Origin of the sequence: Pseudomonas sp. s4, from assembly GCF_046764235.1 — a bacterium.
Taxonomy (GTDB): domain Bacteria; phylum Pseudomonadota; class Gammaproteobacteria; order Pseudomonadales; family Pseudomonadaceae; genus Aquipseudomonas; species Aquipseudomonas asiatica.
In genome coordinates this window covers 1,464,614-1,478,500 of sequence record NZ_CP177209.1, presented here as the reverse complement: position 1 = coordinate 1,478,500, position 13,887 = coordinate 1,464,614, and the positions used below count along the sequence as shown (strand labels likewise).

General features: G+C 64.6%; 8 protein-coding genes and 4 tRNA genes. 4 read left to right on the top strand and 8 right to left on the bottom strand.

Annotated features, from left to right (window positions below; genetic code table 11):
• Window positions 1-18 precede the first annotated feature (18 nt).
• The 3 genes from nirD to ACK56M_RS06940 all read right to left on the bottom strand — a co-directional run bounded on the left by nirD (window position 19) and on the right by ACK56M_RS06940 (window position 7,264).
• Entirely contained in the window at window positions 19-381 is a 363-nt protein-coding gene (nirD, locus tag ACK56M_RS06950; RefSeq protein WP_015269267.1) for a nitrite reductase small subunit NirD, read from the bottom strand.
• Window positions 381-2,933 (bottom strand): nitrite reductase large subunit NirB, encoded by a 2,553-nt coding sequence (gene nirB / locus ACK56M_RS06945; protein ID WP_139657534.1) that lies wholly within the window; start codon window positions 2,931-2,933, stop codon window positions 381-383. The genes nirD and nirB overlap by 1 nt, the downstream gene beginning before the upstream one ends.
• A gap of 305 nt (window positions 2,934-3,238) precedes the next feature.
• Window positions 3,239-7,264 carry a molybdopterin-dependent oxidoreductase gene (locus ACK56M_RS06940; RefSeq protein ID WP_411959316.1) on the bottom strand — a complete coding sequence of 1,342 codons (4,026 nt, stop codon included), beginning with the start codon at window positions 7,262-7,264 and terminating at the stop codon, window positions 3,239-3,241.
• Window positions 7,265-7,530: 266 nt separating this feature from the next.
• On the opposite strand from ACK56M_RS06940, the gene map reads away from it, so the two are divergent.
• Window positions 7,531-8,379, top strand: coding sequence for a type I methionyl aminopeptidase (map, locus tag ACK56M_RS06935; protein ID WP_080604847.1), 849 nt, complete (start codon window positions 7,531-7,533; stop codon window positions 8,377-8,379).
• Between the two features lie 225 nt (window positions 8,380-8,604).
• On the opposite strand, the gene ACK56M_RS06930 is transcribed toward map, so the two are convergent.
• From ACK56M_RS06930 to ACK56M_RS06915, 4 genes are all read right to left on the bottom strand, one after another.
• A tRNA-Asp gene (locus tag ACK56M_RS06930) sits at window positions 8,605-8,681 on the bottom strand.
• Window positions 8,682-8,694: 13 nt separating this feature from the next.
• Window positions 8,695-8,770, bottom strand: a tRNA-Val gene (locus ACK56M_RS06925).
• A 170-nt stretch (window positions 8,771-8,940) separates the two neighbouring features.
• Window positions 8,941-9,017, bottom strand: a tRNA-Asp gene (locus ACK56M_RS06920).
• A 13-nt stretch (window positions 9,018-9,030) separates the two neighbouring features.
• Window positions 9,031-9,106: transfer RNA gene (locus ACK56M_RS06915), tRNA-Val, on the bottom strand.
• A gap of 217 nt (window positions 9,107-9,323) precedes the next feature.
• Here ACK56M_RS06915 and rdgC point away from each other — a divergent pair.
• The 3 genes from rdgC (at window position 9,324) to sugE (ending at window position 11,943) form a co-directional block, all read left to right on the top strand.
• On the top strand, window positions 9,324-10,244 hold the full coding sequence (gene rdgC, locus ACK56M_RS06910; protein WP_013971401.1) for a recombination-associated protein RdgC: 921 nt from the start codon (window positions 9,324-9,326) through the stop codon (window positions 10,242-10,244).
• A 187-nt stretch (window positions 10,245-10,431) separates the two neighbouring features.
• The gene (locus ACK56M_RS06905) at window positions 10,432-11,397 is read left to right on the top strand and encodes a bile acid:sodium symporter family protein (protein WP_411959315.1); all 966 of its coding nucleotides are present in this window, start codon (window positions 10,432-10,434) and stop codon (window positions 11,395-11,397) included.
• 228 nt (window positions 11,398-11,625) lie between these two features.
• A complete protein-coding gene (gene sugE, locus ACK56M_RS06900; protein WP_009686221.1) occupies window positions 11,626-11,943 on the top strand; it encodes a quaternary ammonium compound efflux SMR transporter SugE in 318 nt (105 codons plus the stop codon).
• Between the two features lie 9 nt (window positions 11,944-11,952).
• Here sugE and ACK56M_RS06895 read toward each other — a convergent pair whose 3' ends face one another.
• Complete coding sequence (locus ACK56M_RS06895; RefSeq protein ID WP_015269262.1) at window positions 11,953-13,830, bottom strand: MFS transporter; 1,878 nt, start codon at window positions 13,828-13,830, stop codon at window positions 11,953-11,955.
• Window positions 13,831-13,887 lie beyond the last annotated feature (57 nt).

The following is a 13,887-nucleotide window of genomic DNA, read 5'->3' as shown; positions in this document are numbered from 1 at the left end:
GCAGGCGGCAGATGACTTTCAGGCCACAGCCAACTCCACCGCCTCCCCGTTCAACCGCACCGGCCACACCCGCAGGCGCTGCCCGCTATCCTCCAGGCACTCCCCGCTCTCCAGGCTGAAGTGCTGCTTGTACAACGGCGCCGCCACCACCAGCTCGCCCTGCACACTGCCCACCAGGCCGCGACCGATGATGTTGGCGCCGGACCTCGGGTCGCGGTTGTCCACCGCGTACAGCGGCTGCACCTGCCCCGGCAGGTAGAACAGCGCCACCTGGGCCCCGTCGAGCCAAACCACCACCCCGGAATCAGCCACCAGGTCATCCGCCTGGCACACCGCCTGCCAGTTCTCGTGGGTTTTCACAGCAGCATTGGACAAGTTCATCAGACAGCCTCCTCGACGGTTGGGATCAGGTGCAGTGGCGCAGCAGGCCGGCGCTGTTCGCGTTCGCGCACGAAGTGCACGTCCGGGTCGGCGCGGCGGTCGTTGACGAAAGTACGGAAGCGCTTGAGCTTCTCGGGGTCGTTGAGGGCGTTGGCCCATTCGCATTCATACTGGTCGACCACATGCTGCATCTGCGCCTCCAGCTCGCTGGCCAGGCCCAGGCTGTCGTCGATGATCACCTGCTTCAGGTAGTCCAGCCCACCTTCCAGGTTCTCGCGCCACACCGAGGTGCGCTGCAGTTTGTCAGCGGTGCGGATGTAGAACATCAGCACGCGGTCGATCAGGCGCACCAGGGTTTCGTCGTCGAGGTCGGTGGCGAACAGTTCGGCGTGCCGCGGGCGCATGCCGCCGTTGCCGCATACGTACAGGTTCCAGCCCTTGTCGGTAGCGATCACGCCGATGTCCTTGCTCTGTGCTTCGGCGCATTCGCGGGTGCAGCCGGACACCGCGAACTTGAGCTTGTGCGGGCTGCGCAGGCCTTTGTAGCGGTCTTCCAGGCGCAGGGCCATGCCGACGCTATCCTGCACGCCATAACGGCACCAGGTGCTGCCGACGCACGACTTTACCGTGCGGGTCGACTTGCCGTAGGCGTGGCCGGTTTCGAAGCCGGCCTCGATCAGCTCGCCCCAGATCAGCGGCAGCTCGTGCAACTGGGCGCCGAACAGGTCGATGCGCTGGCCGCCGGTGATCTTGGTGTACAGATCGTACTTTTTCGCCACCTGGCCGATCACGATGAGCTTGTCGGGGGTGATTTCACCACCGGGGATGCGCGGCACCACCGAGTAGGTGCCGTTCTTCTGCATGTTGGCCATGAAGGTGTCGTTGGTGTCCTGCAGCGGCACCAGCGCCGGGTCCATGATCGGCTGGTTCCAGCACGAGGCGAGAATACTGCCCACCGCCGGCTTGCAGATGTCGCAGCCAACGTGGCCCTTGCCGTGGCGTTCGAGCAGTTCGTTGAAGGTGCGGATACCCTCTACCCGAACCAGCCCGTACAGCTCCTGACGGGTGTAGGCGAAGTGCTCGCACAGGCTCCTGTCCACCGCCACGCCACGGGCGGTCAGCTCGTGCTCGAACACCTGCTTGAGCAGTGCCGCGCAACCACCACAACCGGTGGCGGCCTTGGTGCAGCCCTTGACTGCGGCAAGGTCGCCGCAGCCGCTGTCTATGGCGGCGCAGACCGCGCCCTTGCTGACGTTGTGGCACGAGCAGATGGTCGCGCTATCGGGCAGCGCATCGGCGCCCAGGGCCGGTGCGCCGCCGCCTTGCGGCAGGATCAGTGCCGCGGGGTCGGCTGGCAGGGCGATGCCGTTCTGGGCGTATTGCAGAAGGGTGTCGTAGTAGCTGTTGTCGCCCACCAGCACCGCACCGAGCACGTGCTTGCCGCTGGCATCCACCACCAGCCGGCGGTAGGCGCTGTTGGCTTCGTCGATGAAGCGGTAGCTGCGTGCGCCCGGGGTGGCGCCATGGGCATCGCCGATGGAGCCGACATCCACGCCCAGCAACTTGAGCTTGGTCGACATGTCGGCACCGGTGAATTCGCCAGCGGCCTCACCCATCAGCAAAGCCGCCAGGTTGCGCGCCATGCTATAGCCAGGGGCGACCAGGCCGAACACGCTGCCGTTCCACGAGGCGCACTCGCCGATGGCGAAGATGCGTGGGTCGCTGCTGCGGCAATGGTTGTCGATCACCACGCCGCCACGCGCGGCGATGTCCAGGCCACAGGCACGGCCCAGGGCATCCTGCGGGCGGATACCTGCGGAGAACACGATCAGGTCGGTTTCCAGGTGCTCGCCGCCATCGAAGTTCATGCGGTAGCGGTAGTCTTCACCCGCACTGATCGACTGGGTGGCCCGCGACAGATGCACGCCAACACCCAGCGCTTCGATCTGTGCCTTGAGCGCGGCACCGCCCTCGCCGTCCAGCTGCACCGGCATCAGCCGTGGGGCGAACTCCACCACGTGGGCTTCCAGGCCCAGCGACTTGAGGGCGTTGGCTGCTTCCAGGCCAAGCAGGCCACCGCCCACTACCACGCCACGTCGGGCACTGGCTGCGGCAGCGCGGATGGCGTCGAGGTCGTCGAGGGTGCGGTAGACCAGGCGGGCATTGCCGCTGGAGCCTTCGATCGGTGGCACGAAGGGATAGGAACCCGTGGCCAGCACCAATTGGTCGTAGCCGTAACGGCCCTCGGCGGTAACCACTTCGGCGTGCTCACGGTCGATTTCCAGCACCGCTTCACCGAGGTGCAGGTGCACACCGTTGGCGCCGTAGAAGTCCTGCCCGCACAGGGCCAGGGTTTCGGCACAGCTGCCGCCGAAGTACTCGGACAGGTGCACGCGGTCGTAGGCACGCTGGCGCTCTTCGCCGAACACATGCACTTCGAAGCGCTGCAAGGCGCCGCGGCTGACCAGTTGTTCGACGCAATGGTGGCCGACCATGCCGTTGCCGACGATGACCAGTCGCTCTCGTTGTCCGCTGCTCGCTGTTGCCTTCATAAGCCGATCCTCGATCAAAAAAAAAGCGCCTGGAGCCGAAGCTCCAGGCGCCTTTGCCTGTATTCATCACGGTAGGGGGCCCGGGTTGATCGCCGTTGATCAGTGGGCTTTGTTGTAACTGGGATAAAGCAGGGAGTGTGCCAACCCTGTTTCCTGTACCGGCCTCTTCGCGGGCACGCCCGCTCCTACAGGGTTCTCCACGTTTATTCAGACCTGTGCAGTACCTGTAGGAGCGGGCGTGCCCGCGAAGAGGCAAGTACAGCAAATGCACATTCCAAGTGCATCACTCCCCATCTTGGAGCACATCAATACACATCCCGCCGATACCGCTTGGCCCTGCCCAGCGCTTCGACATAAGCCGCAGCCGCCGCTGCATCCATGCTGCCATGCTCGGCGACGATGACCCGCAACGCCGCATCCACATCCTTGGCCATGCGCTGCGCATCGCCACACACATAGAAGTACGCGCCCGCCTCCAGCCACTGCCACAACTGCGCGCCGTGCTCGAGCATGCGCTGCTGCACGTAGACCTTCTCGGCCTGGTCGCGCGAGAACGCTGTGTCCAGGCGCAAGTGCCCTGCAGCCTGCCAGGCCTGTAGCTGCTCCTGGTAATAGAAATCGGTGGCCGCGTACTGCTCGCCAAAGAACAGCCAGTTAGCCCCTTTCGCCCCACGTGCCTCTCGTTCTTCGAGAAAGGCCCTGAACGGCGCAATGCCGGTGCCGGGGCCGACCATGATCACCGGCACGCTGTCGTCCTCGGGCAGGCGAAAGTGCTTCGACACCTGCGGGAAGATGGCAACCTTCAGCGCCTGCGCACGGTCGGCAAGGAAGCTTGAACACACCCCTTTGCGCGCGCCATAGCGCACCGTGGACACGGTCAGGTGCACCTGCTGCGGGTGCGCCAGCGGGCTGGAGCTGATCGAGTACAGGCGCGGCTGCAAGGGCTTGAGCAGCTCCAGCCAGCTGGCCAGCGGCAGTTGCTGGGGGAAGGCGCGCAGCACATCGACCAGTTGCCGCCCCCACAACCAGTCCTGCAGCTCGGCCTTGCACTCGGGCTGCAGCAGGCGATGCAGGTCCGGGGCATTGCCGGCGAAGGCCTGCAGCTGCTGCGTGGTGACCTTGGCGATTTCCAGGTGCGCTTGCAGGGCTTCGGTCAGCGGCATGGCGGGCTGGCCTTTCAGTTCGACCATGGTCTGGCCATCGAGCTGTATCAGCGCCAGCAGCTCGTCGACCAGGGCGGGACAGTTACGCGGCCACACGCCCAGGGCATCACCGGCGGCATAGGTGAAGCCGCTGCCGCTGAGGTCGAACACCAGTTGACGGGTTTCCTTGGTAGCACCCGGGCCGTTCAGCAGGCGGTTTTCCAGCAAGGTGGCAGCCCAGGGTTGCTGCTTGCCATAGGCCGCCACGGGCGCAGGCTCGGTGACCGGTTGCGGTGCAGCAGCGCTGCTTAGCGTGGGCAGCAGCGCATCCAGCCAGGCGGCGAAGGCGTCGTCGAAGTCCGGCTCGCAGTCCACCCGCTGCAGCAGGCGCCGCCCGCCCAGCTCGGCCAGGCGTTGGTCGAGTTTGCGGCCAAAGCCGCAGAACTGGTCGTAACTGGAGTCGCCCAGGGCCAGCACGGCAAAAGGCAGTTCGGCGCAGTGGGCGCCCTCCTCGCCCTGCAAGGCTTGCCAGAATGCCGCTGCGCTGTCGGGCGCGTCACCATCGCCAAAGGTGCTGGCGATCAGCACCACGCTGGCGGCGCCCTGCAGCTGGCGCGGGCTGACCGCTTCCATGCAGCTGAGCTGCACGTCGAGGCCGGCACCGCGCAGGCGCTCGGCACAGCGTTCGGCCAACAGCTCGCCGTTGCCGGTTTGCGAAGCCCACAGCACCTGGTGCCGTGGTGCCATCAACGCCGCATCGGGCAGCACCGCCGGCTGGGCGAACAGCCCGGCCAGCAAGCCATCGACGAACAACCGGCGGTTGGCGGCCAGCGGCGCACTGGCCGGCAGACAGGGCACGCCCTCGGCGCGAGCCTGGTCCAGGCCCAGCAGAAAGCCTTGCAGGTAATGGCGCTCTTCCTCGGCCAGCACCGGAGCTGGCAGGGTGTCCAGGCCAAGCAGACGGGACAGGGTGGCGGTCGGCATGCGGGCAGGCTCCGGATTGGCAGTGTTCAGATCAAGGGCTTCGATGCGCTCACCGGCAACCCGCTCCAGGGTCACGGCACAATGCTTGAACGCCGGCTGCAGCGACAGCGGGTCGACCGCATCGCAGGTCACGGCATTGATCGCCAGTTGCTCGCCGATCAGGTCGTTCCAGTGGAACGGGGCAAAGCAGTTGCCAGGCATGACCCGGTCGCTGATTCGCGCGGGCAGCACGGCCTGCCCGCGGCGCGAGCGAATGGCCACCTGGTCCTTTTCGGCAATGCCCAGCCGGGCAGCATCGTCGCGGTGGATTTCCACGAAGGGGCCGGGCTCCAGCTTGTTCAGCGCCGCTACCTTGCCGGTCTTGGTCAGGGTGTGCCACTGGTGCTGCACGCGGCCGGTATTCAGCACCATGGGGTAATCGGCATCCGGCAGCTCCGCCGCCGGCAACCAGGGCCGGGCGAAGAAGCGGGCCTTGCCGCTGGCGGTCGGGAAGGCCAACACCGGGCACTCGCCCTGGGCATCGCGCAACAGCGTCTGGCTGCTGCCGTCGTTGCGATAGCGCAGCGGGCTGCGCGGGTTGTCGCGGCCCGGGGCGCAGGGCCACTGGTGCGGCTGCTCGCGCAGTTCGGCATAGCCGATGCCCCGCAGGTCGTAGCCGGTGGTTGGGTTGTGAAAGCGGCGGATCTCCTCGTACACCGCCTCGGCATCGGGGTAGTCAAAGGCGTCGGCATAGCCCATGGCGCAGGCGACCCGGGCGATGATCTGCCAGTCTGGCAGGCTCTGCCCGGGCGGTTCGACGGCACGTGGCATTAGGGTGAGGTTACGCTCGCTGTTGATCATCACGCCCTCGCCTTCGGCCCAAAGTGCAGCCGGTAGCAGGATGTCGGCGTAGCGGTTGGTCTCGGTGTCGAGGAAGGCATCCTGGGTAATTACCAGTTCGGCCTGGCGCAGGCCGTCGATCACCTGCTGGCGGTTGGCGACACTGGCCACCGGGTTGCTGCAGATGACCCAGCAGGCCTTTACCGCGCCGCTTTTCATCTGCTCGAACAGCGCCACCGTGCCCTCGCCGCCTTCGTTGCGCAGGCTGCCCGGGGCCAGTTGCCACTGCTGCTCGACGAAGGCACGGTCTTGCGCTACCAGCGCCGAACGCTGACCTGGCAGGCCGGGGCCCATGTAGCCCATCTCGCGGCCGCCCATGGCATTGGGTTGGCCGGTCAGCGAGAACGGACCGCTGCCCGGGCGGCAGATCGCGCCCGTGGCCAGGTGCAGGTTGCAGATCGCATTGGTGTGCCAGGTGCCGTGGATGCTCTGGTTCAGGCCCATGGTCCAGCAGCTCATCCAGTTGCTGGCGCTGCCGATCCATTCGGCGGCCCTGATGATGTCGGCCTCGGCCAGCCCGGTAATGGCGGCCACGCGGTCAGGGGTGTAGTCATCGAGAAAGGCCGGCAGTTCGTCCCAGCCTTCAGTGTGGCGGGTAATGAAGTCAGGGTCGGTGTGGCCGTTACGCAGCAGCAGGTGCAGCAGGCCGTTGAGCAAGGCCATGTCGCTGCCGGGGCGCACCTGCAGGAACAGTTCGGCCTTGTCGGCGGTGGCACTGCGCCGCGGGTCGACGACGATCAGCTTGGCCCCCGCCTTGACCCGGTCGAGCAGGCGCAGGAACAGGATCGGGTGACAGTCGGCCATGTTGGCGCCGATCACCAGGAATACGTCGGCGTGCTCGAAGTCCTGATAGCTGCCGGGCGGGCCATCGGCACCGAGCGACAGCTTGTAGCCGCTGCCGGCGCTGGCCATGCACAGGCGCGAGTTGGACTCGATGTGGCGGGTGCGGATAAAGCCCTTGGCCAGCTTGTTGGCCAGGTACTGGGCCTCCAGCGACATCTGCCCGGACACGTACAGCGCCACGGCGTCGGGGCCGTGCTGGTCGATGATGCTGCGCAAGCGCCCGGCGGCGGCAGCGATGGCCTGGTCGATGCCGGTACGCGCTGGCTGCTGGCTGCGCTGCTGGCGCACATAGGCATCCTCCATGCGCCCGGCGGCGGTCAGCGGCAGGTGTGCGGTGAGGCCTTTGGTGCACAGGCGGCCGAAGTTGCTGGGGTGCTGCTTGTCGCCGCTGATCTTGCCGACCTTGCCATCGGCGACGCTCATGACGATGCCGCAACCGACGCCGCAGTAGGGGCAGACGCTGCGCACTTCGCTGTTGGCCATGGGCGGGCTCCTGTAGGGAACGCAAAAAGGCGCCGGCTGCCCCTGCTTGCTGGGCAAGCGGGGCAACACGGCGCCTTTGTCGTGAAGTTTTGTGGGCTGTCGACGTTGATAGCCCTGGATGGAGGTGAAACAGCAATTTATGGGCCAGCTGTGCCGCCCCTTTCGCGGGCATGCCCGCTCCCACAGGGATATCGCAAGGCCTGAGGGCGGTGCTGCACCGGTGGGAGCGGGCGTGCCCGCGAAGAGGCCGGTACAGGCTGTGCACCATGCGATGGCAACCCCGCACCCCATGGCGCTATGCTGGGGCACATTCCAGCATGAGCCACTGCCCTCCCCCCATGTCCCAGGTGATTATCAAGACCCCCGCCCAACTCGACCTGATGCGCCGCGCCGGCCAGCTGCTTGCCCAGGTGTTCGCCGACCTCGACAGCTTCATCCGCCCCGGCGTAACCACCATGCAGATCAACGACCGCGCCGAGGCGTTCATCGTCGGCACGCTCAAGGCCCGCCCGGCGAGCAAGGGCCAGTATGGTTTCCCCTATGCGCTCAACACCTCGGTGGACCATGTGGTGTGCCATGGCATGCCCAAGGTCGATGAAGTGCTGAAAGAAGGCTCGATCATCAACGTCGACATCACCCTGGAACAAGGCGGCTATATCGCCGACTCGTCGAAGATGTACAGCATCGGGCCGATCAGCGATGAGGCGCAGCGCCTGGTCGACACCACCTATGACGCGCTATGGAAAGGCATCGAACAGGTACGCCCCGGGGCTACGCTGGGTGATATCGGCCATGCCATCCAGACCCATGCCGAAGCGGCGGGCTACAGCGTCGTACGTGAGTATTGCGGGCATGGCATTGGCCAGCAGATGCATGAAGGGCCCGAGGTGCTGCACATTGGCCAGCGCGGGATGGGCCTGAAGTTGAAGCCGGGGATGGTGTTTACCATCGAACCGATGATCAACCAGGGCGGACGCGGGACGCGCACGCTGAAGGATGGCTGGACGGTGATTACCCGCGACCACAGCTTGTCAGCGCAGTGGGAGCATACCGTGGCGGTGAACGAGGATGGGGTCGAGGTGCTGACCTTACGGGAAGAAGAGCGTCGCCGCTGAGATTGCCGGGGCTGCTTTGCAGCCCATTCGCCGGCAAGCCAGCTCCCACAGGGATAGCGTATGGCTTGAGATCAATGCGGTCGAGGTGGGAGCTGGCTTGCCGGCGATGAGGCCCTGACAGGCAATACAAGATAGTTTTTTGCTCAATGCAGAAACAAAAAAAGCGACCCTAAGGTCGCTTTCTCTGTTACTTCCGGGTGTTCAGTAGGCCCTGGAAGTGTAATATGGCGCAGCGGACGGGACTCGAACCCGCGACCCCCGGCGTGACAGGCCGGTATTCTAACCGACTGAACTACCGCTGCGCTAAACATCGAGTGGTGGGTGATGACGGGATCGAACCGCCGACCCTCTGCTTGTAAGGCAGATGCTCTCCCGGCTGAGCTAATCACCCATGTCTCTCGGTGTGGCGCGCATTCTACGGGCGACTTGGCGCTCTGGCAAGCACTTATCAAACTTTTTGCAGATTTCGCGAAAACACCAAATCGCAGGCACAAAAAAAGCGACCCTGAGGTCGCTTTCTCTGTTACTTCAGGGTGTTCAGTAGGCCCTGGAAGTGAAATATGGCGCAGCGGACGGGACTCGAACCCGCGACCCCCGGCGTGACAGGCCGGTATTCTAACCGACTGAACTACCGCTGCGCTAAACATCGAGTGGTGGGTGATGACGGGATCGAACCGCCGACCCTCTGCTTGTAAGGCAGATGCTCTCCCGGCTGAGCTAATCACCCTTCGTCTCGGTGTGGCGCGCATTCTACGGACGACCCCGTACCCTGGCAAGCACTTTTTTAACTTTTTTCAAAAAAAACCTCAGACCTTTCAAAGACCTAGCGTTGCCACGTGCATCTTTACATTCAGCTACAGCTACTGGCACTCCGACAGGGTTGGCCTGAGAGCACCGCTCGGAGAATAATGCCCGCCTTATGCATTAAGGAGAGATTGCCCCTCATGTGGTTCAAGAACCTGCTGACCTACCGTCTGACCCAGGAAGTCCCGTTCGAGCCTGAAGCGCTGGAAGCGGCCCTGGCCAGCAAGCCGGCCCGCCCCTGCGCCAGCCAGGAGCTGACCACCTATGGTTTCGTCGCGCCATTCGGCAAGGGCGAAGACGCTCCCCTGGTGCATGTCAGCGGCGAGTACCTGCTGATTGCCGCGCGCAAGGAAGAACGCATCCTGCCCAGCAGCGTGGTCAACGACGCGGTGAAGGAAAAGGTCGAAGAGATCGAGACCGAGCAGATGCGCAAGGTCTATAAAAAGGAACGCGACCAGATCAAGGACGAGATCATCCAGGCCTTCCTGCCGCGCGCATTCATCCGCCGCTCGATGATCTTCGCCGCCATCGCACCGCGCCTGGGCGTAATCCTGGTCAACTCGGCCAGCGCCAAGCGTGCCGAAGACCTGCTGTCGACCTTGCGTGAAGTAATGGGCTCGCTGCCGGTGCGCCCGGCCACCGTGAAAATCGCCCCGGTTGCCACCATGACCGAGTGGGTCAAGTCGCAGGAGGCAGCTGAAGGCTTCTATGTACTGGACGAATGCGAACTGCGCGACACCGCCGAAGACGGCGGCATCGTGCGCTGCAAGCGCCAGGACCTGACCGGCGAGGAAATTCAGCTGCACCTGAGCACTGGCAAGGTGGTCACCCAGCTGGCCCTGGCCTGGCAGGACAAGCTGTCGTTCATTCTGGATGACAAGATGGTGATCAAGCGCCTGAAGTTCGAAGAGCTGCTGCAGGAGCAGGCCGAACAGGATGGTGGCGATGAGGCTGCGCAACAGTTCGATGCCAGCTTCCAGCTGATGATGATGACCTTTGCCGAATTCCTGCCGGTGCTGTTCGAGGCGCTGGGTGGGGAAGAGATTCCGCAAGGGGTCTGACTGGTTTTGAAATGCCGGTGCTGGCCTGGGAGATATCCTCAGACCGTACTGGCCCTTTCGCGGGCTTGCCCGCTCCCACAGGTACACCACAGCTTCTGAGTACTGTGGTGTACCTGTGGGAGCGGGCAAGCCCGCGAAGAGGCCAGTGAAATTATTGAAGCGATAAAACAAAAAGGAATTGCCCCCCATGCGTGCCCTCGCCACCCTCAGCCGCTTCGTCGGCAATACCTTCGCCCTGTGGGTGCTGGTGTTCGCCGTACTGGCCTTCCTGCAACCGCAATGGTTCATCGCCCTGAAGGTGGCCATCGTGCCGCTGCTGGGCCTGGTGATGTTCGGCATGGGCCTCACCCTCAAGCTCGATGACTTCGCCGCCCTCGCCCGCCAGCCCTGGCGGGTGATGCTGGGTGTGGTCGCGCACTTCGTGATCATGCCGGGCATGGCCTGGCTGCTGTGCCAGCTGTTCCACCTGCCGCCGGAAATCGCCGTGGGCGTGATCCTGGTTGGCTGCTGCCCGAGCGGCACGGCATCGAACGTGATGGTCTGGCTGTCACGCGGCGACCTGGCGCTGGCGGTGGCCATCGCTGCGGTCACCACCCTGCTCGCCCCGCTGCTGACCCCGGCGCTGATCTGGTTCCTGGCCTCGGCCTGGCTGCCGGTGTCCTTCATGGACATGTTCTGGTCGATCCTGCAGCTGGTGATGCTGCCGATCGTGCTCGGCGTACTGGCCCAGCGGCTGCTTGGCGCGCGGGTGCAAGCGGCGGTGCAGGTACTGCCGCTGGTGTCGGTGGTGAGTATCGTGATGATCGTGTGCGCGGTGGTGGCGGCCAGCCAGGCGAAGATCGCCGAGTCAGGGCTGCTGATCATGGCGGTGGTGATATTGCACAACAGCTTCGGCTACTTGCTGGGGTACCTGACCGGCAGGCTGTGCAAGCTGCCGCTGGCACAGCGCAAGTCGCTGGCGCTGGAGGTGGGCATGCAGAACTCCGGGCTGGGCGCAGCACTGGCAGCGGCGCATTTTTCGCCGCTGGCTGCGGTGCCGAGTGCGTTGTTCAGCGTTTGGCACAATATTTCCGGGGCGCTGCTGTCTACCTGGTTCCGGCGTATGGGGGACCCTGTGGCAGAAGCCGAAGGTGGGGAGCTGGCCAGGCATTGAAGTTGCCTGAACTGGCCCCTTCGCGGGTAAACCGCTCCCACAGGTACTGCACAGGTCTGAAAATTGTGGAGATCCCTGTAGGAGCGGGTTTACCCGCGAAGAGGCCGGTACAGGCTTGCCCCTAGGGCTGCAGGTGTGCACCATGTATCCACTGTGAGGACGACCTCACGACGCACAGCGTGACCATTCCGGGGACGGCCCCATCATTCACAACGATGGAGACGCACCATGTCCTGGATCATCCTGTTCTTCGCCGGCCTGTTCGAGGTCGGCTGGGCCGTCGGCCTGAAATACACCGACGGCTTCAGCAAACCACTGCCCACCGTCCTCACCGTCGCCGCCATGGCCATCAGCCTAGGCCTGCTGGGCCTGGCCATGAAAGAGTTGCCGCTGGGTACCGCCTATGCCATATGGACCGGCGTCGGCGCCGTCGGCACGGTGATCGCCGGCATCATCCTGTTCGGCGAGTCCATGGCCCTGGTACGCCTGGTCAGCGTGGCGCTGATCATTACCGGCCTGGTCGGCCTGAAAGTCAGCGCCAGCTGACGCCCTCCCCTAGCGCAGGTTGCCGCGCAGGCGGCTGACCTGCTCACGCAAGGCTTCTGGCTGCGCCGCCTCCACCGGGATGGCGGCGCCTGCCACGATGGTCACCCGCGACCACAGGCGCTTGAAAAAGCCCTTGGCCGGGTCACGACTGAAGAAGCTGCCCCACAGCCCCTGCAAGGCCAACGGAATGACCGGCACCGGGGTTTCCTCGAGGATGCGGTTGACGCCGCCCTTGAACACGTCGATTTCGCCATCCCCGGTCAGCTTGCCTTCAGGGAAGATGCATACCAGCTCGCCATCGGCCAGGTACTCGGCAATGCGCGCGAAAGCACGTTCGTAGATGGCCAGGTCTTCGTTGCGCCCGGCAATCGGGATGGCGCCTGCGGTGCGGAACACGAAGTTGAGTACCGGCAGGTTGTAGATCTTGTAGTACATGACGAAGCGGATCGGCCGGCGAATCGCCCCTCCCAGCAGCAGCGCATCGACGAACGACACGTGGTTGCAAACCAGCAGCGCCGCGCCTTCGTCGGGGATGCGTTCGAGGTCGCGGTGCTGCACGCGGTACATCGAATGGCTGAGCAGCCAGATCAGGAAGCGCATGGTGAACTCGGGCACGATCCTGAAGATATAGGCGTTGACCGCGATATTGAGCAGCGACACCACCAGGAACAGTTGCGGGATGGTCAGCTCGGCCAGGCCCAGCAGGATGATGGTGAGCACTGCCGACACCACCATGAACAGGGCATTGAGGATGTTGTTGGCCGCGATCACCCGGGCGCGCTGGTCTTCGGCGGTGCGGGCCTGGATCAGTGCATACAGCGGTACGATATAGAAGCCGCCGAACACCCCAAGGCCGACGATAGACAGCAGGATCCACCAGGCCTGGCCCATGCCCAACAGCGCCAGCCAGTCGTGCGGTGCCGCCGCAGCCGGCACATCGCCGGAGTGCCACCACCAAAGCAGGCCGAACAGGCTCAGCCCGAACGAGCCGAACGGCACCAGGCCGATTTCCACCTTGCGCCCGCTGAGCCGCTCGCACAGCAGCGAACCCAAGGCAATCCCCACCGAGAACAGGGTCAGCACCAGTGTCACCACCGTGCCGTCACCGTGCAGCCAGTCCTTGGCGTAGGCCGGGATCTGCGTGAGGTAGATGGCACCGACGAACCAGAACCACGAGTTGCCGACGATCGAGCGCGACACCGCCGGCGGCTGCCCCAGGCCCATGCGCAGGATCGCCCACGACTGCCTGAAGATGTTCCAGTCCAGCGGCATTTGCGGCGAAGCGGCAGCGGCCCGCGGGATCCAGCGGCTGGCCAGGTAACCGAGCACGGCGGTGCCGACCACGCCACCAGCCACCACGGTGGCATAGCTGTCAGCCGACATCATCACCCCAGCGCCGATGGTGCCGGCGAGGATGGCCAGGAAAGTACCGGTTTCCACCAGCCCGTTGCCGCCGACCAGTTCTTCCTCGCGCAGGGCCTGCGGCAGGATCGAGTACTTCACCGGGCCGAACAGAGCCGAGTGGGTTCCCATGCCGAACAGCGCCACCAGCATCAGTGCCAGGTGGTTGGTGATGAAACCGAGCGCGCCTACCGCCATGATCGCGATCTCGGCCAGCTTGATGGCCCGGATCAGCGCATCCTTGGCGAACTTCTCGCCAAACTGCCCGCCCAGCGCAGAGAACAGGAAGAACGGCAGGATGAACAGCAGGGCGCACAGGTTGACCCAGATCGAACGGTCGCCGTCGCCCAGGCTGAGCTTGAACAGGATCGCCAGGATCAGCGACTGCTTGAACAGGTTGTCGTTGAAGGCACCCAGCGACTGGGTGATGAAAAACGGCAGGAAACGCCGCTTGCCGAGCAAGGTGAATTGCGAGGAGTGACTCATCGTCCTTGGTCCTGAGGGCTTTTCAATTGGAGGCGCGCAGGGCGCGACAAGCCACAA

Bases quoted from the DNA above. Each gene is read 5' to 3' on its own strand.
- nirD (WP_015269267.1), bottom strand. From the start codon at position 381: ATGAACTTGTCCAATGCTGCTGTGAAAACCCACGAGAACTGGCAGGCG.
- nirB (WP_139657534.1), bottom strand. From the start codon at position 2,933: ATGAAGGCAACAGCGAGCAGCGGACAACGAGAGCGACTGGTCATCGTC.
- ACK56M_RS06940 (WP_411959316.1), bottom strand. From the start codon at position 7,264: ATGGCCAACAGCGAAGTGCGCAGCGTCTGCCCCTACTGCGGCGTCGGT.
- map (WP_080604847.1), top strand. From the start codon at position 7,531: ATGCGATGGCAACCCCGCACCCCATGGCGCTATGCTGGGGCACATTCC.
- rdgC (WP_013971401.1), top strand. From the start codon at position 9,324: ATGTGGTTCAAGAACCTGCTGACCTACCGTCTGACCCAGGAAGTCCCG.
- ACK56M_RS06905 (WP_411959315.1), top strand. From the start codon at position 10,432: ATGCGTGCCCTCGCCACCCTCAGCCGCTTCGTCGGCAATACCTTCGCC.
- sugE (WP_009686221.1), top strand. From the start codon at position 11,626: ATGTCCTGGATCATCCTGTTCTTCGCCGGCCTGTTCGAGGTCGGCTGG.
- ACK56M_RS06895 (WP_015269262.1), bottom strand. From the start codon at position 13,830: ATGAGTCACTCCTCGCAATTCACCTTGCTCGGCAAGCGGCGTTTCCTG.